The 20945-nt window shown below is 51.1% G+C and carries 15 protein-coding genes; 7 read left to right on the top strand and 8 right to left on the bottom strand.

Annotated features, from left to right (window positions below):
• The first annotated feature begins 118 nt into the window (after positions 1-118).
• Positions 119-1966: a TonB-dependent receptor plug domain-containing protein gene (locus FIM25_RS00325; RefSeq protein ID WP_139444993.1), complete on the top strand. Its 1848-nt coding sequence runs from the start codon at positions 119-121 to the stop codon at positions 1964-1966.
• Between the two features lie 237 nt (positions 1967-2203).
• On the opposite strand, the gene FIM25_RS00320 is transcribed toward FIM25_RS00325, so the two are convergent.
• From FIM25_RS00320 to FIM25_RS00300, 5 genes are all read right to left on the bottom strand, one after another.
• Positions 2204-2926, bottom strand: coding sequence for a nucleotidyl transferase AbiEii/AbiGii toxin family protein (locus FIM25_RS00320; protein WP_179953059.1), 723 nt, complete (start codon positions 2924-2926; stop codon positions 2204-2206).
• A 101-nt stretch (positions 2927-3027) separates the two neighbouring features.
• A complete protein-coding gene (locus FIM25_RS00315) occupies positions 3028-3624 on the bottom strand; it encodes a type IV toxin-antitoxin system AbiEi family antitoxin domain-containing protein (RefSeq protein ID WP_139444989.1) in 597 nt (198 codons plus the stop codon).
• Positions 3625-3831: 207 nt separating this feature from the next.
• Entirely contained in the window at positions 3832-4371 is a 540-nt protein-coding gene (locus FIM25_RS00310) for a bacterioferritin (protein ID WP_139444986.1), read from the bottom strand.
• 170 nt (positions 4372-4541) lie between these two features.
• Complete coding sequence (locus FIM25_RS00305) at positions 4542-5360, bottom strand: phosphate/phosphite/phosphonate ABC transporter substrate-binding protein (RefSeq protein WP_139444984.1); 819 nt, start codon at positions 5358-5360, stop codon at positions 4542-4544.
• Between the two features lie 48 nt (positions 5361-5408).
• A complete protein-coding gene (locus FIM25_RS00300) occupies positions 5409-6401 on the bottom strand; it encodes a HAMP domain-containing protein (RefSeq protein ID WP_139445676.1) in 993 nt (330 codons plus the stop codon).
• A gap of 313 nt (positions 6402-6714) precedes the next feature.
• Here FIM25_RS00300 and FIM25_RS00295 point away from each other — a divergent pair, with 313 nt between their 5' ends.
• Entirely contained in the window at positions 6715-7668 is a 954-nt protein-coding gene (locus FIM25_RS00295) for an AraC family transcriptional regulator (RefSeq protein ID WP_139444982.1), read from the top strand.
• A 198-nt stretch (positions 7669-7866) separates the two neighbouring features.
• Here FIM25_RS00295 and FIM25_RS00290 read toward each other — a convergent pair whose 3' ends face one another.
• The 3 genes from FIM25_RS00290 to FIM25_RS00280 all read right to left on the bottom strand — a co-directional run bounded on the left by FIM25_RS00290 (position 7867) and on the right by FIM25_RS00280 (position 10275).
• On the bottom strand, positions 7867-8445 hold the full coding sequence (locus tag FIM25_RS00290; protein WP_139444980.1) for a cysteine hydrolase family protein: 579 nt from the start codon (positions 8443-8445) through the stop codon (positions 7867-7869).
• A gap of 67 nt (positions 8446-8512) precedes the next feature.
• A complete protein-coding gene (locus tag FIM25_RS00285; protein ID WP_139444977.1) occupies positions 8513-9127 on the bottom strand; it encodes a DUF4276 family protein in 615 nt (204 codons plus the stop codon).
• The gene (locus FIM25_RS00280) at positions 9118-10275 is read right to left on the bottom strand and encodes an AAA family ATPase (protein ID WP_139444975.1); all 1158 of its coding nucleotides are present in this window, start codon (positions 10273-10275) and stop codon (positions 9118-9120) included. Before FIM25_RS00280 ends, FIM25_RS00285 begins: the two co-directional genes overlap by 10 nt.
• Positions 10276-10606: 331 nt before the next feature.
• Here FIM25_RS00280 and FIM25_RS00275 point away from each other — a divergent pair, with 331 nt between their 5' ends.
• The 5 genes from FIM25_RS00275 to FIM25_RS00255 all read left to right on the top strand — a co-directional run bounded on the left by FIM25_RS00275 (position 10607) and on the right by FIM25_RS00255 (position 20911).
• Positions 10607-11194 (top strand): hypothetical protein, encoded by a 588-nt coding sequence (locus tag FIM25_RS00275; RefSeq protein ID WP_139444973.1) that lies wholly within the window; start codon positions 10607-10609, stop codon positions 11192-11194.
• Between the two features lie 158 nt (positions 11195-11352).
• Positions 11353-15462, top strand: coding sequence for a hypothetical protein (locus tag FIM25_RS00270; RefSeq protein ID WP_139444971.1), 4110 nt, complete (start codon positions 11353-11355; stop codon positions 15460-15462).
• 576 nt (positions 15463-16038) lie between these two features.
• On the top strand, positions 16039-17556 hold the full coding sequence (locus FIM25_RS00265; protein ID WP_179953058.1) for a methyl-accepting chemotaxis protein: 1518 nt from the start codon (positions 16039-16041) through the stop codon (positions 17554-17556).
• Between the two features lie 189 nt (positions 17557-17745).
• On the top strand, positions 17746-19575 hold the full coding sequence (locus FIM25_RS00260) for an ATP-binding protein (RefSeq protein WP_139444968.1): 1830 nt from the start codon (positions 17746-17748) through the stop codon (positions 19573-19575).
• Positions 19547-20911, top strand: a complete 1365-nt coding sequence (locus FIM25_RS00255; RefSeq protein ID WP_139444965.1) for a sigma-54-dependent transcriptional regulator — start codon at positions 19547-19549, stop codon at positions 20909-20911. Before FIM25_RS00260 ends, FIM25_RS00255 begins: the two co-directional genes overlap by 29 nt.
• The last annotated feature ends 34 nt before the right edge of the window (positions 20912-20945 follow it).

Here is a 20945-nt window from a genome sequence, read left to right as displayed (position 1 = left end):
ACTAAACCATTAAGCATAGCAAAATTATTTTACATAAAATCTTTAACCTTTCTGATGACCAGCAAAGCTCAGACTGCGTGGTATCAGATTCACTTTTAAGACTCAAAGGAGATGTGAAATGCATTGCAGCAGTTTGAAAAAAACCTTCTTTCCATTTCTGGCAGCAGGCCTTCTGACCCTGCCAGCCCAGGCCTTTCACCCACCCGAAAGCGAACTGGAGCAGATTGTGGTCAGCGCCAGCCGCAGTGAGCAGCGGGTGGAAGACGCCATCAGTCAGGTTTATGTCATCACCGCAGCGGATATTGAAGCCCGGCAGATTAAAAGCGTTCAGGGGCTTTTAAGGGATATCCCCGGCGTTCAGATCAAACAGAACACAGGCTCCTGGGGCGATGGCGGCAATGTGCGGCTCATGGGCATGAACCCGGACCAGACCCTCATCCTTGTGGATGGTCAGCGCTTCACCGGTGGGCACGACAGTGTGGATATTTCCTCCATCCCCGTGGAAAACATTGAGCGCATAGAAATCGTAAAAGGCCCCGGCTCAGCCCTTTATGGGTCCGACGCCATGGCCGGTGTCATTCACATCATCACAAAAAAAGCAGGAACAGGAACAGACTTTCGCACCGGTCTCAGTGCAGGCAGCCGGAACCGATCCCTTGCCACGGCAGGGATGAATACGGGCAATGAAAACATGGGACTGCGCCTGGATTACTCCCACAGCCGCACCACCGGCGTTGATAAAGATAAAGACACCGTGGAAAATTCAACCCTTGCCGCAAGCCTCGATTACCGGCCCACAGATAAGGTGGCCCTGCGCATCCAGCCCTTTTTTTCCCGTCAGACAAATGAGGTTACAGGAAAAGCCAACCGCATTCAGGAACGCAGCCGCCTCAATGCCAGTGCGGATATCCGTCCCGATGCCCTCTCAAAAATCCAGGTCCGGGGCAGTTATTTTTCCCATGACCACAAAATAAAGGACAAAAGTTTTGATTCCGTGTCCACCCTCCATGAATTTGAAACCGGGTATTCCCGCATGGTGGGCCTTCACACCCTGAGCGCAGGCTATGCCTATTCAGGCGAGTCCATTGACGACAAGCATAAGGATTACACAAAAGATTCCCAGGATACCCATGCTGTTTTTCTACAGGATGAAATGGACTTCGGCAGGCTTTCCCTTACTGTGGGAGGCCGTGTGGATCACCATGATGAGTGGGGCACAGAGGCTCATCCCAGGGCAGGCATTCTTTTCCGTGCAACGGACAATCTCCGGCTCAGGGCTTCCGCAGGCACGGCCTTCATGGCCCCCACCCTTTTGAAACTCTATGCCGATGGCTGGCGCATGGGCCACTGGACCATGAATGCCAACCCAGACCTCAAGCCTGAAAAATCCCTCTCCTATCAGGCAGGCATGGACTATCAGATCCATGAAAGCCTTCTGGTACGGGCAGGTTTCTTCCGCAATGAAATCGATGATCTCATTGAAACCTTAAGAAACACCCAGGCAAGCACCATGACCTTCCACAACGTCAGTGAGGCAGTCACCCAGGGAGCAGAAACCAGCATAATCTGGCGGCCCGTATCATCCTTTGCCGCCACCCTTGGCTACACCTGGACGGATACGGAAAACAAAGATACGGGGAAAAACCTTCTCGACCGGCCCGAACACAGGGCAACACTGGATCTGGATTACCATCTGACACGGCCCGACCTGCGTTTCCGCCTTACCACGGCCTGGACAGGGGAACGGGATTATGAAGAACAAATGGCCGGGCAGCACGGTCAGACCCAGGCCATAAGAAAAACCCGCAGTGCCTACACCATGGTGGATCTGGCCATTACCCACCATGTCACGAAAAATCTTGAAATTTTTACCCGCCTTGAAAACCTCACCAATGAAAAGAATGTGGGCGATGAGCCGGACATCGACGGTAGCGAATGGATGGCGGGCATGAATTTCAGATTCTGATACTAAAAAATCAGACCCGAACCAGCACCCCAAAAACACAAAAGGGCTGAATCCCGAAAAACTAGCGGGACTCAGCTCTTTTTCTTCTTCTATCCCCTTCCTAAAAAAAAATGGATCAACCTTTCTCCTCCGGTCTTCGTTCCTGCGACCGGAAACACCATCCCCGATCAGGCAGCCATGTCTTACCCATAGGTAAGTGGGATTGCAGGCTTTCAATGACAGGTGCAAGAAAAACGATTATATCAGTGATAACGACAGACAGTTCACCAACAGGAATATCGGGCTTTGATCTTTTGACAAAGGCTTTCCACTGTACTTTCTTCTGTGGATCTTCATAAAATGCAGGAACAAAGGCAGGCGGTGTTGATACCGGAAAAGTTGTACGTCGCCGCTCGAAGATATTCTCAAGGGCTTGTAACAAAAGACTCCCATCAAAAAAAAGAGCTTTGAGACCAGCCAGATATCATAGAAATCCTTCATCCGGCTGTTCGCCATGCCAAGCCTTACCATTGCTTCAACTTTTTCGGCCACCAGCGTATATCGAGGATAAGCTTTCAAAACAGGTGGCGGACTATCAAAAATAGTTGGATATTCGATCTTTTCTGGAGCTGGAGTTACAGCATCCCCAAAACCGATATCAATCTGAAGGGGAATCCGGGCCTGATTGAGCAAGCCAACCAGACTGATTCTTACCCCATCGTATTCCTGATTATCACGTATCCCTTCCGCATTCAGGGACTCAGGTAAATAAATCATGCCATCGTCCTGAAATTCAATACGGCAGATCTCGGAAAATTCGTCTGCAAGCTGCCGTATATTGGAACTACCGAATCCAAGAAAATCCACATCACGGGTCACCCGGTAGTTCTGACCTTTCCAGACAAGAAACAGGCTGGCTCCTTTCAGAACAAACCGATCGCTGTGGGGCGAAACGCTGAGCCTGTAAAGGAAGCGCTCCATACCATACCTGGAAAGCAGAAGGTTAAAATCAACCCTGTTGATTCGGGCAAAGTTCAGAAGCCGCTGAAAAACTGAATGGGCAGGATTCTTTCTGCTCTGGTTCATACAACCGCCTCCAGATATGGACGCATAATTTTCGATACCCTGTCCACTCCGGCAGCTTCCACCAGCTCATCCATGGTAACTTTACGTGAACGCCATGCCTCCCTGAGTGCTTCAATAGCAACATCCAGACCAACCTTACTTCGAAACTTGAAACAGTCGGCCACCGTCTTTGCAGGACTGTAAATTCTAACCGACACACCATTTATGACATGCTCCTGAATACCGAACGAATAAGCCAGACCAGAAACATAGGTCAGATTAACTGGCGGATAGTCCACATGGGGAAGCCAGGACGCTCTGGGAATGGTCAACCATATCTCATGGGGAATCTGGGTAGTAAGTCCATGGTAGCTCAGGGCGGAAACAAGACAGATAACCGCACGGGGCAGCCTCTTTGCAATCTCTGCCAGATAAAAATTCTCGTTTACGGGAGCTTCCGTCAACTTGTAGAGACCAACGGCACATCTCTCCAGAAGCCCTGCTTTATGCATCCGATACAGATAATTTCTTGAAATTCCAAGCGCCTCTACATCCATAGCCCGGATAATCCCTTTCTCCCTGGCTAACTCAAGTATTTTTTTCTGCTGCCCCATGGAGCCTCCTTTTTTGCAAATACTCTTCACATATATACAACTGAATAGAATTTGCAATACTTGTCTACGAATGCCCCTACGAGACCGCTTAACAAATGTGATAAAAAAAAGCTGAACCTTAGAAACACAGCTTTCCATGGTTCAGCTTTTTTCACTTCATACCAGAGGTTTCCGAATACTCAAGGGGGAAACCCCTAAAAAAAAAGATCAGGCTCCGCCCTGTGCGCCGATAAATCCGCCGGACATGGCGCCCGTTTCCGCAGGTGTGCCTGCAACACGGGCCAGATAGGAAGCACCCAGCTTTTTAATGTGATCATTTACATTATCAAAATAATTGAAATGGGCCTGCTCTTCCTCAATAATGGTCTCAAAAAGCTTCATGCTAATGGCATCGCCGTTTTCCCGGCAGACCAGCAGGAACTGATTGTAAGCATCAAGGGCTTCATCTTCCTTGTCGGCGTCAAAGGCAAAAACCACTTCAACCTCCTGACCCCTTTCCACGCCGCCTGCGGGTGTAACAGTAGGCTCACCACCCAGCTCCTTGATGCGTTCTGCAAACATTTCAGCATGGCGCATTTCATCAATGGCAATGAGCTTCAGCTTGGCCGCCAGCTCCCCGAAATCCCTGTCATCCAGATTGTAGTGCTGATTCATATACTGGTGAATGGCCTGCAGCTCCATGGCCCGAGCCTGATTCAAAACCTCAATCACCTTTGCCCGTCTTTCTTCCTTGGTGCCCTCTACCATATCTTCCTCCAGAATTAGGGTTCAAAGCCGTTCCTGTGCAAAAAAACATCACGAAGGGGAGCATAGCATGAAGCCGGAAGAAAAAAAACTTCAACGGAACTTCCGGCTGAAACAGCTCTTCCTTACCTGAACAGCCCCCCTTCATATCTGATAAATAATTTGGATACCGGTTATCGACCCGCAGCCTCTCTTATTACATCAAAAGCATCATCATCCACAGGCTGAAGTCCTGTTATATAAAGACTTTTGAATACCGGATCTCCCGGTCGTATTTCCGCCAGCGCCTTACGGATGTCCATCCTGAACTTTTCAGGAAGATTCCTGTTCACAGAAATACAATAATTTGGAATCCACTCCCCTTCCGCAAGTACCCGGATACGCCCCCGAGGAAGATAGGTATCTGCCATATGAAGGGCTGACTCCCTGATGAATCCGGCATCAACCTCATTCAGATGAACGGAGAAAATCACATTTTCCTGGGTATTGTCCGTTGCCTCAACAACCCGGTAATCCCTGCCTGCTTCAAGCCCGGCTTTCTGCAGAGTCAGCCTTGGCGAGAGAAAACCTCCTGTAGAAGTCTTTCCAACAATGCCGATAGTTTTTCCCCTCAGATCGGACAGTGACTGCACAGGACTGTCTGACCTTAGGATAACAAGTCCCCTGAACCGGCTTCCGCCAATACCATCTTCTGCAAGGAAAAGAGGCTCATGCATATCTGATATTTTAATATAAACGGAAGGATTCTGATATCCTATAGCAAGCTCTCCGGATAAAATCTTACTTTCATATTCAGCATAATCCCTATACACAACGGGTATAATTTTTTCACCTGTCCTCAGGCTCAGATACAGTGCCAGGGGAGATATTCTATCCATAACTTCCTCGGGACTATGCAGCGGAAGCATGGAAAGCCTGTAGACCGTTCCGGCTGCAGCAAAAGAAAGGCTGACAAAAAAGAAAATAAAGGCAACACTCAATGATAATCGCATATCATTATCCTCCCGAAAAAAATTTCTGTTACGGGGTTACTGGCAGATTTACTGACGGTTTTTCAGCCGGGTAATGGCGGATTTAATGGCGATACGCATGGATTCAACGGCAAGGGCCAGATCCATAATCTCCCCCTTACCATGAATCTGAACCTCCTTGTCAAAGTCACCAAGGGCTATGGCCTCTGTGGTTCGAGTCAGTTTTTTCAAAGGCCTTGAAAGGCTACTGCTGACCCACCAGATCCCCATAGCTCCAGCTACAAAAATTAAAACAATTACTGCGACAAGGGGTCTGAGGCTCCGCATAATGGCCGCATCAATATCATCCATGAACAGACCTACATGTACCACTCCTGAGTTACCCCGAACCGCAACGCCAATGTCATGAATTTTACGACCTCCTACGATAATATTACTAGCAGAGACTGTTGCTTTTTCCGGTATGGGGTTCATATGAACTATCTCTACAGGAAAACCCCGGGCAAGAACATCCCTTGCAAAGTTCTGGTCAAAACGGTCCATACTGCCAAACAGGCCCGTAACAAGACTTCCATCCCTGCTCTGTACCGAAACATAGGCAACGCCCGGAAGTTCAGCATAAAGAGCGGCAGACTGATTGACGGCCAGATAGTTACGAAGTACAAGGGGCTGGGATATGGCAGAACTTAAGGTCCTAGAAAGGGCAAAGGCCCGTTGATTAATCTGATCTTCGATAAGCTTTGGCACAGAAAAAAAATAAGAATATAGAATACAAGATGTCACAGTCAGAACCACAAGAATAAATGGCATAAACAAGCGGAATACAATACTTCCACCAAATGAGGCTGTATTCTTTAAAAAAACCCTTTCTACTGCTGATTCTGATTTTTCTCTAAAGGTTTCATCTAATTCAGATTCCTTATGCTTTTTCTCGGGCAACCTTGATGCAGACAGAGGCACCGAGGCTTCACAGTAAGGACAACGGACACTGACAGCACCCTGCGGGATTCTGTTATCATTCACAGAATAACGCTTTCCACACTTACCACATGATATAAGCATGTTACGGCTCCTTTTTTTAATTCCAGTCCAACAGATATACGAATTCTATAATACCGGACCGAATATAACGCAAAAAGCAGGCCGTCTTGCCAATCCAAAAACAAACCCTTATTTTAAAAGCATTTTATATACAAAAAAGCAATTACTGATATTGTTATTTTCTTTTTACCATGTCCATAAAATTATCATCCTGTTAAAAGAACTGAAACATTCAAAACACCCTTAAAATCAAGAATCTTACCTCAGGCATCACATTGGTCAGTCATTGCCACAGGAACAATATCCACAAAAATATTCCTTAAAGGTTATTTCCATGGAACAAAAATCCTCCCTTTCCACAGCTCCGGTGACACTCATGGATTACCGCAGGCGTATCTGCGAAGCCATGAACTATATCCACCGCCACCTGGACCGTGAGCTGTCACTGGATGAGATCGCAAAATCTGCTGCTTTTTCTCCCTTCCATTTTCACAGAATCTTCACCACCCTCACCGGAGAAAGTGTGGCCGCCTTCACCCGGCGCTTACGTCTGGAGCGGGCCGCAAACCGACTGCTTCAAAAACCTGAGGAAAGCATCACTGACATTGCCCTGGACTGTGGTTTTTCAAGCTCCCAGAATTTTGCCAAGGCCTTTCGCCAGTCTTTTTCCATGAGCCCAACGGACTACAGAAAAAGCAAGACAGGAAACACTTGCAGCAAGCCAGGAAAAGTCTTTCATCCGGAATTCGCCTATTCTGCGGACATGCTGCCTGCAGGCAGTCCATTTTTTCAAAACCTGAAAAAAAGAAGGGAGTTGAGTATGGAAGGAAGCATACAGCAGGTGCCCGCATACAGGGTGGCCTATATCCGAAAGCTTGGTGTCTACGGACATGAAACCTGTGAAAAAGCCTTTGGCGAGCTCATGGCATGGGCAGGCCCTAAGGGATACCCTGGATCAGAAACTGTTTTCGGTGTGTACTGGGATAATCCCGAAGTCACTCCGCCTGAAAAATGCCGCATGGATGCCTGCATTACCCTGCCCGAAGGAGAAGAACCCGACGGAAGTATCAGTGTACAGAAACTTCGCGGTGGCCCCTACGCCGTCTGCCACTTTGAAATTTCAGACGCTGACTTTCCCAAAGCCTGGGATGAGGCCTTCAGGTGGTTCATGGAAAAAGGATACGCCTGTGACGACAGTCCCTGCTTTGAACGCTACCACAACAATCCCGGAAAACACCCCGAAGGAAAGTGGATTGTGGATATCTGCATCCCGCTGAAACCCGCCTGAAAAGCTCTGCCATGAAAATGAAGTCAAAGCCCCACCCGTAAATAAAGAACCGGGAAGCCCGTAAAAAGGCAACCCGGTTTTATCTGGACAAAATCCATAAAACGGGTGGTATGGCACCTGAAAAAACTGATTTTCAGGTAAAACAGACCCCCTTACCGAAAGTCGCCGCAAAGCCCTTGGCTTTAGCCATGGGGAGGTTCAGAAAAGGCAGTCCCGGATAAAGCTGTTCACCTCAAGACAGGATACTCCCATGGCCTTAATATCCCGGATATTGGCCTGAGCCACCTCTTCACTGCTGGCGGACGTGGCATCCACAATGCTGGTGACTCCATAACCAAGTGCCAGAGCATCAAAAATCGTGGTGCGGATGCATACGGGCCACTGGGTACCGCAGACCACAAGATGATCTACTCCAAGTCGGCGCAGAATAAAATCCAGCTCCGTCTGCATGAAGGCACTGAAACGCCGCTTCACCAGCACATACTCATTTGCAAGGGGAGTCAGTTCATCAACAATCTCCGCACCTTCCGTTCCCGGTACGGCAAAGCCCGGACCCTCGGTGAAATACTTCTCCCGGATGCCTTCCACGTCCACGCCATCGGCCCTGTGATGACGGATCACATGGATCACGGGAAGCCGCCTGACACGGAAAGCCTCCAGAAGCTCTCCTATGCGGGGCAGGGTTTCTGCGGCACCGGCAATGCATAAAGGTGCATCCGGCAGAACAAAATCCTTCTGCATATCAATGATCATAAGGGCGTATTTTTCAGAAAGCATTTCTTACTCCTTAACAAGACTGTCTCCGGTACGGCATGGATGCCTGACATTAGGACAGTAATCATTCTCATACTTCCAGCTTCTGTAACATCACCTGAAGGCGCTGATGTGCACGCCCAAGACTTTCCGAATGAATAACAGCTCTCTCAAGACTCCAGCTTTCCTGAACAAAAGCCATCAAACGCTGATTATAACCCACGCCTACCTTTGCCCGAACACCCTTTGCCGGAACAATGTCCTGCCAGACAGCTCTGGAGGCATAGCGTCTGGCTATTTTTAAAACTGTCTCTTTGGGATCAGCCAGAAAATCCGGATTGGCAGGAACCTGCTCAAGGGGGGCACCCATAAAATCTGCCATTCCCTTTCTGTCTGCAAGAAGCCAGCTTTCAACTTCCCGAACAGCCACCCGAAACAGAAATTTTTCCGGCAAAGGGTTCTCTCCCAGCCATTGCTGTATCAAAAAAGGAGCACATGGCTTCTGGTCCAGATCCGTAAGAAGAAAAACCGGACAATGGGCGGCAAGGCGTATAAGTGCAGGAAGGTTTTTCTTCAGATGACCAAATCCCGAAGTTTTCAAAGCCTCAAAGACAAAAGGCCCTGTGCCTGTCTGTTCCACCACCTGTATTACAAGTGCCTGACTGATGGGATCTTCCGTTGCCAGATAAAAGGGCATCACTCCCATAGCACCATCTGCTCCACACCCTTTGGCCGGGTCTTGGGAAAAACCACATCGGCAATGGTCAGGCCTGCATCCAAAGCCCTGTCTTCATTCTCACTGACCTTCCGGATCGTGCTGCCTTCCGTTCCCGGCTCCAGAACCATGATCCCACCGGCATCAACACCAGGATTTCTCAGCAGAGCCTCACTGTGGGTACTGATAAATATCTGACGTTTTTTCCCGGATCGATCCCGCTGTGCACGATCCAGAAAAAGAGGAATCTGCTCCACAATGGCCTCGTGCAGGGACAGCTCCGGCTCCTCCAGAAGCAAAAGCCCCCTTCCCTCCAGCAATACCCACAGGATACCTATCAAGCGCAGTGTTCCGTCGGAAAAATGCTCTTCGGACTGCCAGCCCGCATTGGGCCGATGGTGTGCATATAAGGCTTCCAGGTGGGGATGCCCCAAATTATCCTTTATGAAACGAAGATCCCTGAACTGTGGAACGGCAAGGGCAAGCACTTCTTTAATTTTACGAAGCCTGACATCCCGTGTTCTTTTCTGGCAGGTGGCAAGGCGTTCCAGAAAACCCTGTCCAAAGGGATCTTCTTCAAGTCGATTACCACCAATCTGATCGCCGTATCTCAAAAGCTGAGGAATCAGGTGCAGGTAAGTAATCTCCGAAAAAAAATCAGATATGATTCTAAATTCCCGGTTGGCAAGGGTCTGTTCCAGATGGGTTTCCGTCAGCAGCAGGCTGTCTTCACCATCATCTGTATTGGGCCTTTGGAGTATCAGCCGCCCTTTACACCAAACCTCTTCCCGACTGACAAGAAGCCGCTGGGCTCCTTTGCCTTCAGGCCTGAAGGCAAGTATATATTTCCAGTCGATAAGATCGCTATCCTGTTTTTCGGAAAATCCGACCTCTACGCTCACCTCCGTATCCCGTCTGTGATGAAGGCAACGGAGTTTCTGTATGCCACCGCGATCTTTTACTGCCTTCTGAAGGCCACCCCCGTCGGGCCTGCATATATCCCGCATAAACCGGAATACATCCATGAGGTTGGATTTTCCGGAAGCATTGGGACCTATCAGATAAGAAATCTGTGCAGGAAATATTTCCGCTTCACGGAAGTTCCGCCAGTTTTTAAGTTTGAGATTTTTCAGGTACATGGGGCCACCATTTCCGTTTCCACCTTAGCGGACAGAATAAATTCCTACATTTTTTCCAAAGATTACATTGAACCTGCAGACAATCCTGAGCCTGTTTCCCATCGGTCAGATTATCGTTTTTATCTGAAAAAATCTTCGCACACTCCTCACCTTACTGCAATCCCTGAAGGTGTTAAAACACCCCCCGAAGTCTTTACAGCCCTTCCAATATTCGCATAAAGTCAGCAGAACTAATGATTGCCATGGCACACCTTTCAGATCCCAAAAAGACTGAACACAAAAAACCAGATAAAAACGCTTTATCCTGCGCCATACCTTAAGGAGAAACCCCATGACCTACACCCTGCGCCTCTTCACAAAGGAAAAAAGGGTTCCTTCCATCCCGCAACTCCAGCAGAATATGAATTCGCTCTTTCCAGCCATCCCCCTGATTCCGGAAAATCCCGGCCAGTACCCCTGGGAGCAGATCCTTGTCCGCGATCCCGAAAACAGGGATCTGGCCCTTTTGTGCCGCATCCCCCTGACGGACAGCCCCCTGGCCGAAGCCAGAAAAGAAAAACTCAAAGAAGAAATCCGCCACGGCCTTCCCCTTTCCGGGGCCCGCTGGCTTGAAAAATACTTTAGAAAAATCAACATGCTCTATGAAATACATCCCATGGAAGAGGTGCAGTCCCATCAGGGATGGGAAGTTCTTCTGCACCTGCGACTTTCCCTATGGGAACAGGTAAGGGGCATCTTCCACACCAGAGATGAGGGTTTTACCAATCCCCAGGGCGACCTGATTTTATGGGAATATCCGCCATCCGCCACAGGGGTTGTACCCGCCGCAGTTTACCGTTTCGGACAGTTCCGCTCCTTTTCCCTCAATCTTGCCAGCCCTTCACAGAGGGCCGCTTTTCTGAAGGGCAATATACCTTGAAACACATAACAAGTACCGATTCCAGTCTCAAAAACGATCTTTATCCTTTCAGTTCAAGGTTTTAAAAAATATAAAAATATCATATCCTGACAGTCAAATTTTGAATTCATTCCATAAACTCTCCGTAGTCCCACCGGATTCTTTTAAAGGAGAAAACCATGCACACCTGCCCGTCCCAAAAAAGCCCTTTCCCCATCTTCCTTTTCTGCCTTTCCCTTTCCATGCTTGTCTTTTTTCCCTTATCCGGTGTGCAGGCCCGCAGCCCGGAAAACATCCCGGAAGCCCTGAAACCCTGGGTGCCATGGGTGCAAAAACAGGACAGAGCAAGCTTCTGTCCCCAGACTGCTGGAAATCCGGCTGAAACCCTCTGTATCTGGCCCGGTCCCCTTAGCCTTAAACTGGAAGAAAAGGGCGGCCATTTTACCATTGGCTGGGATGTATTGTTTGAAGGTGCCGTACCCCTTCCCGGAGACGCCGCAGAGATGCCCCGAAGGGTGATGGTCAATGGAAGGGAACAGCCGGTGCTTCTGGAAAAAAACCGGCCCGTCATCTACCTTGAGCCGGGGAGCCATATTATAAAAGGTGAGTTTGCATGGCGTACCCTTCCCGACACCCTGGCCCTGCCCCATGAAATATCCCTGATACAGGTGCAGAAAAACCAGAAAACCCTCCATAAGCTGCAAAGGGATGCCAGGGGCAGGCTCTGGCTGAAGGCCCCTCCGGCTGCCAGAGAAGAAACAAATCAGGGCCAGACGGAGATGCGCATCTTCAGAAAGCTTAAGGATGGTCACCCTCTGGAACTGGAAACACTGATACAGCTGGCTGTTTCAGGAAGCCCCCGTCAGGAGAAACTGGCCGTGTCCATGCCGGAACACGCCTCCCTTGTATCTGTGGACAGTCCCCTGCCCCTGAAACCGGGTATGAAAGAGGGCCTTATCATGGATCTTCGGCCCGGCAATTTCACCATCCGCCTTGTGCACCTGATATCCGGATCGGATACAAAATTACGCCTGCCCGGTCGCACGGAAGACGAACTCTGGGTTTTTGTTCCAGCACCGGAACTGAGGGCCGCAGAGCTTATGGGCGGGCAGTCCGTAGATCCCAGACAGACCCCACTGCCCGATGCCTGGAAACACCATGCCGCCTACCGTATGGCAGCAGATGCCAGCCCCGGACTTGCCATCCGGGAAACCCGGCAGCAGCCCGCAGAGGACAGGATCAGGCTGAAACGGGACATCTGGCTGGACTTTGACGGAAAAGGAGCCACGGTGCGGGATCAGCTCACGGGTACCCTCAATACCCGCCGCTATATGGGCATGGATACAAAAGGCCCGCTCCTGCCGGGTCTCATCACCCTCAATGAACAGGATCGCATGATCACCCTGCAGGACAGCCTGCAGGGCATTGAACTGCCACCGGGTCCCCTTTCCCTTACGGCCCTAAGCCGCATGGATGAAAAACTCTCCGGCACTCCCCTTTCTGGGGGATGGCAGCACCGACATGAGCAGACGGATATCACCCTGCATCTGCCTCCGGGCTGGCATCTGGCAGGCATACAGGGCGGAAAAACAGCCATGGACGACAGCTTTACTTCCCGATGGACCCTGCTGGATCTCTTTTTTCTGGTCATGCTCTCCGGCGTGGCCCTGCGTATCTGGGGCATGACCTGGGGCATTGGCTTCGGCCTTGCCATCGCCCTCTTCCACCACAGCTTTCCCCTGCCCCTTTTCTTCTGGTTCGGCCTGGCGGCCACGGCAGCCCTGGGAAAATACGCCCTTGCCCGGAAAAACATACCACCCGCAGGCCTTGTGATTCTCTCGGGAATCCATGTTTTTCTGCTCCTTACGGCAGGCCTTGTGGCCCTCCCCTATGCTGCGGATCAGATCCGTACGGCCATCTATCCCCAGCTGGAAAGGCTGGATAAGGCCCCTTCCACAAGGACAGGCCATCAGGCCCCCCTCAGAACATTGAGAAGCGAAACCATGACACAGGAAAAAGCCATGGTAGCCGATGCCCTTCCCAACCTAGCCATGGAGGCAGGAGAAGCCCCCATGCAGGCCTTCAGCAGACAGGATACGGGAAAACAATATTATGCGCAGGAACCTGCGCCCAAAGCCCCGGCCGTCACCCAGACAGGTCCCGGTGTTCCTGCCTGGCAATGGCGGAGCATCCCTGTACATACTGGCTTTAGCGGATCTTCCCACAGCCTTGTTTTTTATCTGATACCGCCCCTGGCGGCTTCCCTTGCGGCTCTGCTCCGGGTCGGCTTTGTCCTGCTGGTTCTGGGCCGTCTGGCTGCTGGATTCCCCTATAAAATATCCTCTGCGGGTAAAAGTGCGGCCTCCCTTCTTTTTCTTCTGGTTTTCATTCCCGCCACGGGAGTCAGGGCTGAATTTCCTCCGGAATGGATGCTGGAAGACTTAAAAAAAAGACTACAGACGGAAAACCTCTGTGATCCCCACTGTGCCAGAAGCGGTCCCGCAAGCCTTGTACTGGATCATCCCGAGGCAGAAAATCCCGGGTTTGTCCTGGAAATGGAAATCCATGCGGGTAAAAAGCTGGCCTTTCCCATACCCGCCACCGATGAAAGCCTTCCTTCCTTTGAAACCCTGCTGAACGGGGAAAAAACCTCCCTTCTGCTCTGGCAGGGAAAAAATCACATTGCCATGGAAGCGGGTATCCACAAGCTCCGCATTCAAGGGGCATTGCCGGAAAAACGATTCCGCATACATTTTCCCATGCCGCCGGACAGCCTCATGCTTAAAGCGCCGGACTGGAACATTGAAGGACTGGATGCCGCAGGAAGGGTGCGTGGCAGCCTCACCTTCACGCCCGCACACAGCAGAGCCGAAGACATCCCTGAAGATGCATCCCCGGAACTGAAAGCCTTTGTGCAGGTGAAAAGAATCATAAGCAGAGACCGCTACTGGCAGGTCAGAACCGAAGTCATACGACCCTATCCAGGCCTTGTTTCCGGCAGTATGCGCATTCCCCTGATCTCCGGAGAAACGGTAATCAGCGATGGTTTTACCGTACGGGACGGGCATGTGGAAATTCCCATCCCCCGCCACAGGCAGCGCATTGTCTGGGAAAGCCGCCTTCCCGAAGAAGACAGCATTAAGCTTTTTGCAGCAGAAACCCTTCTTTTTTCAGAAACATGGGAAGTACACGGAGACACGGACCGACACCTTTCATGGTCCGGAACCCCGGCGGCACCAAGACCCTCGGGCAGAGGCCTTGTATGGACGCCCCTTCCCGGTGAAAGCCTGATCCTTTCCCTCACTGCCATGGAGCCTGCACCCGGTCCCACACGCACGGCGGAGAATGTTTTTCTGAAACTTGAAGACGGCAGGGAGCGCAGGAGACTAACCCTGGAAGCAGCGATCCGTTCCGGCAAGGCCTTTTTGCATCCTGTAAAGAATCCGGAAGGGGCCATAATCAAAGAAATCCGCATCAACGGAGAACAGCAGCCCCTTCCCGGAGAAAAAGAAGGCCTGCTGCTTCCCCTGACACCGGGCACCCACAGAATTCAGCTGATATGGGAAATGGAAGAGCAGAAAAAAAACCTGTGGCGGCCACGCATTCTTTCCATGCCAAAAATGGACATGGCCATGCCCACGGCCAACATTACCCAGGAAATCCATCTGGAAAGAAATCAGTGGCTGCTCTGGACCTATGGTCCGCTTCTGGGACCGGGAGTCCGCATCTGGGGCTGGATTTTTCTGGTGCTGACGGCAACGGCCCTGCTCAGCTTCAGACCGGAAAAATCACCACTCAGAACAAGGGACTGGCTGCTTCTGGGTCTGGGAATCGTTTCCCTTTCCCCCTTTGCCGTGCTGATTCTGGGTGCAGGCTTTTTCATCTTTGACTGGCGCAGCAGGCAAAACGTTCCCATGGGATCGCTGCACAACCTCTGGCAGTGTGGTCTGGGGCTTTTGCTTGTCACCATGGCCCTGCTGCTTCTGGAAGGGGTCCGCAACGGTCTGCTGGGCATCCCAGATATGCAGATTGCAGGCAACGGTTCCCACACAGGGCTTCTGCGCTGGACGGCAGACCGCAGTGATGGCCTCCTGCCCTCAGCAGGCGTTTTCACCATGCCCATCTTTTTCTGGCGTGTGCTGATGTTTGCCTGGGCACTCTGGCTGGCTGGCCGGATTCTTTCCTGGGCGCCGTGGGCATGGCAGGCCCTGACAACAGGGGAGCTATGGCAGAAAAAGGCAAAGCCTCCTACAGATACGGGGCTGCGTCTGGATATAGACAGGGACTAAAAGGATGGGTCTGTGAGACTACAAAAGAACGTGACTGTTCAGCACAGTTTATTCTGAAATTCTAATGCTGTAATTGCAGCAGATTCGAAGTGTTGCAAGGCACCCTGGCTATTTGAAAGTGACGTTGCAATCGTTTCGGACCAAAGCTTTGCAGGCCTGTGCGAAAGAAGCGGCAAACTGTCTGAGCCGCCACAAAGGCAGCGTGTTCAAGCCTGCTATAGTAATAAAAAAGCTTACCCTGCCTGTGGCGGCGAGTTTTTGCCGCTTCCGCACAGGACAAAAAGCTTCCGAATAAGATTGCGTCACGGGCAAATAGCTTGGGTGCCTGTGCATCTGTCTGGCAGGTATGGTACCTGAAAAATTATGCTGAACAACTACAAAAGAACTTAACAGGAGCAGACCTTGCGTCTGTGTGCGGCCCCGTACTGGGCTTCGAAAGCCGGTGGCTGAGGCTCCCGAAGCCCAGGCCTTGCCCCTGCCCGTAAACCAACCATTCAATAAAACCCTTGCCCTGATATGACGAATTTGCCATAAGGCTGCATTCAAACAATGAATGACATATCAGGAGACAAGAAAATGAACGATTCAGCAAATACGGAAAAAATCAGCAGATCTTTTAAGGAAAAGCACCGGCGGGAAGCCGATCTGGAACTGGCTGCCAGATCCAGATCTTCCATTGCCGCCTATCCCATGGGTCTGCTTCTCTTTTACTTTCTTACCCCCATCAATCAGGATCTGCCTGCTTTTTTCTGGATGCTCACCGCAGGGGTTGTTCTGATAACACCCCTTCGCTTCATCGTATCCAGAAAAACAGCGGAATCCTATGACAGCGCACCAGCCCTGTGGCACAGCCTTTTTCTTTTCGGCAATTACAGCGTCGCTTTTTTGTGGGGCCTCCTGGGATTCATTTCCCTCCAGCACTACGGCATTGAATGGGTATCCCTCCTTGCGGTGCTGTCCCTCTGCGGGCTGGCTTCCGGAGCCACCTCATCCATGTCCCCCAGACTGTCTGCTGCCCTTATTTTTGTTGTGCTGGTCATTGCGCCCAGTATCCTCTGGGGCCTGATCCACGGGGATTCCGTGTCCCTTGCCTTTGCCATCTTCCTTGGCTTTTTTTCCGCCATGCTCCTCATGGTGACCCGCTCCAACCACAGCTGGTACTGGACAGGTATCAAAGACAAGACACAGATAGCAGAGCAGGGAAAACAGCTGGAAAAAATTTTTGAAGCCATGAAGGAAAAGGCCGAAAACCTTGGCCATGCGGCCATGGAATTAAAGGATATCTCCGGTGAAACAGCAGAAGACACTGAAGCCCTTTCCAGCAAGGCTGAGAATGTCACCTCTGCCACAGAAACCATGGGGGAGAATATCCAGAGTGTTGCCGCAGCCATGGATCAGGCCACGGCCAACCTCAGCTCCATCGCCTCAGCCGTGGAAGAAATGACCAGCACGATTCAGGAAATTGCCCAAAATACCCAGGGAGCCAGCCAGGTTACGGAAGAAGCGGTAAAAAAAGCCTCCCTTTCCACGGAAAAAATCAGAGCACTGGGTCATGGGGCTGAAGCCATAGGAAAAATCACTGAAGTCATTACGGAAATTTCCGAACAGACCAACCTCCTTGCCCTCAATGCCACCATAGAGGCTGCCAGAGCCGGTGAGGCAGGCAAGGGCTTTGCCGTTGTGGCCAATGAAATCAAAAATCTGGCCAGACAGACTGCCGATGCCACCCTGGATATCCGCAGGCAGATTGAAGAAATTCAGAATGCCACCAATGTAAGCATCGCCGACATCCGGGAAATTTCCACCGTTGTCCACGAAGCCAACGAAGGGGTCTGTGCCATTGCCTCCGCCGTTGAGGAACAGTCCGTGACCATGCAGGAAATTGCCGTTCACATCGGCCAGGCCACGGCAGGTGTGGAAGAAGTGAATGCAAGGGTGAGTCAGAATGCCCGGAATGCTGCCTCCATTACGGATAATATACGGGATATCCGGGAAACCAGCCGCAAGCTGGCTGAAAATGGTCAACTCGTAGATGCCCGCGCCGGTCAGCTGACAGACATCTCCCTTTCCCTTAAAAAACTGGTGGCATCCTGACCCCTGAGCCACGCCTCGCCATGGATACAAAATAGCCACAAAAACCCTTTCCAGGGATGCTTGTGGCTATTTTATATCCGAAGCATTCTATAAAAGTACCGTATTTCCTGTATTTTCCCATGGTCTGATTTTTGCTGCCTTCAGAAAGGCTGCTGAACGCAAACAAAAGACCGACGGGATTGAATATATATGAGTAAAGAAATGCTGTCCGGACGATTCTGGGCTTCTCTGCCCCCGTGGGTGGTTGCCGGAGCCTCCCTCGTTCTTTTCCCCCTGGTGGGATTTGCCACCTTCAATACCATACAGAGTCAGAAGGAAAGTGCCTACCGTCTGCTTCTGGAAAAGGGGGCCGCCCTGATCCGGGCCTTTGAAGCAGGCACCCGTACGGGCATAGCCACAGCTCACTGGCAGGGATTCAGGCTGCAGCATCTTCTGGAGGAAACCGCAAAGCAGCCTGACATTCGCTATCTTTTTGTCATCCGGGAAAACGGCAGCATCATTGCCCACAGTCAGCCCGAAAGGGTGGGCATGAAAATTCAGCAGGCCCTCCTGCCTCCCTCCCCCGAGATCCGGAGCGAAGGGATTGAACATCCGGACAGTACCCGTAATATTCTCTACTGGCGCATTCTCCAGAACGGAGACAACCCCCCGGTTTTTGAGGTGTACCGGCCCTTTCTTCCCAGCCCCAATGAAGACAGCCTGATCCAGCAGCGTCTCCGCATGCTGGCCAGTATGGACCCGTCTCTGGGTTCCCTCTCCCGGCTGAATCAGGAAAACCTCATGATTTTCATCGGACTGGACATGCATAATGTGGAAAGGGCCAGAACCTCGGACATGTGGCACTCCCTGCTCATGAGTGGCATGATGCTCCTTGTGGGCTTTGCTGGCATTGTTTTTATCCTTTTATTCCAGAGCTTTCAGCTGACACGTACCACTTTGTCCAGGGTAAGGGCCTTTTCCAACCACCTGGTGGAAAACATGCCCATGGGGCTGCTGGCCTTTGATGAAAAACTAATGCTTAAAACCCTGAATCCCTTTGCAGAAAAACTGCTCTGCATTGATCCTCCCCGACCGGGCACACCTGCAAAAAAGGTACTTCCTGCACCCCTTTTTGATTTTCTTGCCTCTGCGGACTTCAGCTCCCCACTTATGGACGGGGAAGGCTTCTACCGGGAAATACCCTGTACACTGAAGGAAAAAACACTGCATCTGGAAGCAGGCCTTTCGAGAATTTATCCGGATACGGAAGAAGAACCCGGCGGCATTATGCTTTTGCTCCGGGATCTCTCGGAAATAGATGCCCTGAGAAAGGAAATACTGCGCAACCAGCGCCTGGTCACCGTTGGCAAACTGGCAGCAGGCGTTGCCCATGAAATCCGCAATCCCTTAAGCTCCATCAAAGGTTTTGCCACCCTTTTCCGCCAGAGACAGGGAAATAATCCGGAAGAAAGCGGAATTGCCGACATCATGATACAGGAAGTGGACCGCCTGAACCGGGTAGTAGGGCAGCTGCTGGACTTTTCAAAACCCGTTGTACTCTCAAAACGCTGTATCCGTATTCGGGACCTTGTCGAAGCCACACTGCAGCTGGTCGGCTCCCTTGCCGCCGATGCAAAACTTGGCACGGAAAACCGGATTTCCAAAGATCTTCTCATGTCCCTTGACGAAGACCGCATCCGGCAGGTATTCTTGAATCTCTTTCTCAATGCCATGGATGCCATGAAAGACACCGGGGGAACCCTGACCGTCACAGATATTATTCTGGATGGAAAAGTTTGTATAGAAATACGGGATACGGGTATAGGTATTGACGAACATGCCCTGCCCCATATTTTTGACCCCTATTTTACCACCCGGTCTTCAGGCACAGGCCTTGGCCTTGCCATTGCCCACAACATCATGGAAGCCCACTGCGGAAAAATCGTGGTTTCTTCCATACCCGGGCAGGGCAGTACCTTTACGCTGATTTTTTCCGGAAAGGATCTTCAGGATGCGTCCTGCCATCCTCATCGTGGATGATGACCTTGCCCACAGAACCATGCTTGAAACCATGGTAAAAAGCTGGGCCTATGAACCCCATACGGCCGATGACGGGGATACGGCCCTGGCTGCTGTGGAAAAACGGGCCTATGACCTCATTCTCATGGATATACGAATGGTGCGCATGTCAGGCATTGAAGCACTCGATGCCATACAAAAGGTCAACCCCGCCATTCCCATAGTACTAATGACGGCCTATGCATCCGTGGATACGGCCGTAGAAGCACTGAAAAAGGGCGCCTATGATTATCTCACCAAGCCCCTGGATTTTGAAAAGCTTAAAATCACCCTGATCCGGGCCATGGAACATGTGCGCCTGAAGGATGAAAACTACAGGCTTAAAGCCCAGGCAGGAGAGCTCTTTGATAGCAGAAACATTGTGGGCAAAAGCCCTGCCATGCGTCAGCTTCTGGAAACCCTCACCCAGGCCGCCCCTGCGGAAGCCACGGTTCTGGTCACAGGGGAATCCGGCACAGGAAAGGAACTGGTGGCCGGAGCCATCCATTACAACAGCCCGAGGAGAAACGGGCCCTTTGTTAAAATCAACTGTGCCGCCATCACGGAAACCCTTCTGGAATCCGAGCTTTTCGGCCATGAGCGGGGCTCCTTTACCGGTGCGGACAGAAGAAAGGAGGGCCGACTTGTCCAGGCCCAGGGTGGCACCCTTTTTCTGGATGAAATAAGCTCCATGCCCATGAGCATGCAGGCCAAGCTTTTACGAGTTCTTCAGGAAAGGGAACTTACACGGGTAGGGGGAGAGGATGTGATCAGGCTGGATGTCCGGGTGGTGGCTGCAACCAACATACCTCTGGAAGATATGGTAAAAGAGGGCAGTTTCAGGGAAGACCTTTATTACCGCCTCAATGTGGTAACCCTTAAACTGCCGGCCCTGCGGGAAAGGCGGGAAGACATCCCTTTGCTGGCGGATCGTTTTCTTAAGGATTTTTCTGAAAAAAACAGAAAAGATATCAAAGGCTTCTCTCCCCAGGCCATGGACCGCATGCTTCGCCACGGCTGGCCTGGTAATGTACGGGAGCTGATGAACAGCATAGAGAGGGCCGTTGTCCTGTCCACGGGTGCCTATCTTGAGGCAGGTCTCATGCTGCCGGATTTCTTCGATGAACAGCCCCTGCCTCCCATAATAGAACCTGAGGCCATTCTTCCCCTGGAAGAAGTGGAAAAGACGACCATCATCAGAACCCTGCATGCCCTGAACGGTAATAAAAGCGAAACAGCAAGGCAGCTGGGTATCACCCGGAAAACCCTGCATAAAAAGCTCAAAAGCTATGGGCTTATGCCGGAGAGTTCCGGATAATCCACAACAGGTTTCAAGGAGGCAGGCCTCCCCT

Origin of the sequence: Desulfobotulus mexicanus (genome assembly GCF_006175995.1) — a bacterium.
Lineage (GTDB): Bacteria > Desulfobacterota > Desulfobacteria > Desulfobacterales > ASO4-4 > Desulfobotulus > Desulfobotulus mexicanus.
Note: the sequence above shows the minus strand (reverse complement) of the source record. Positions and strands in the feature narration are given on the sequence as shown.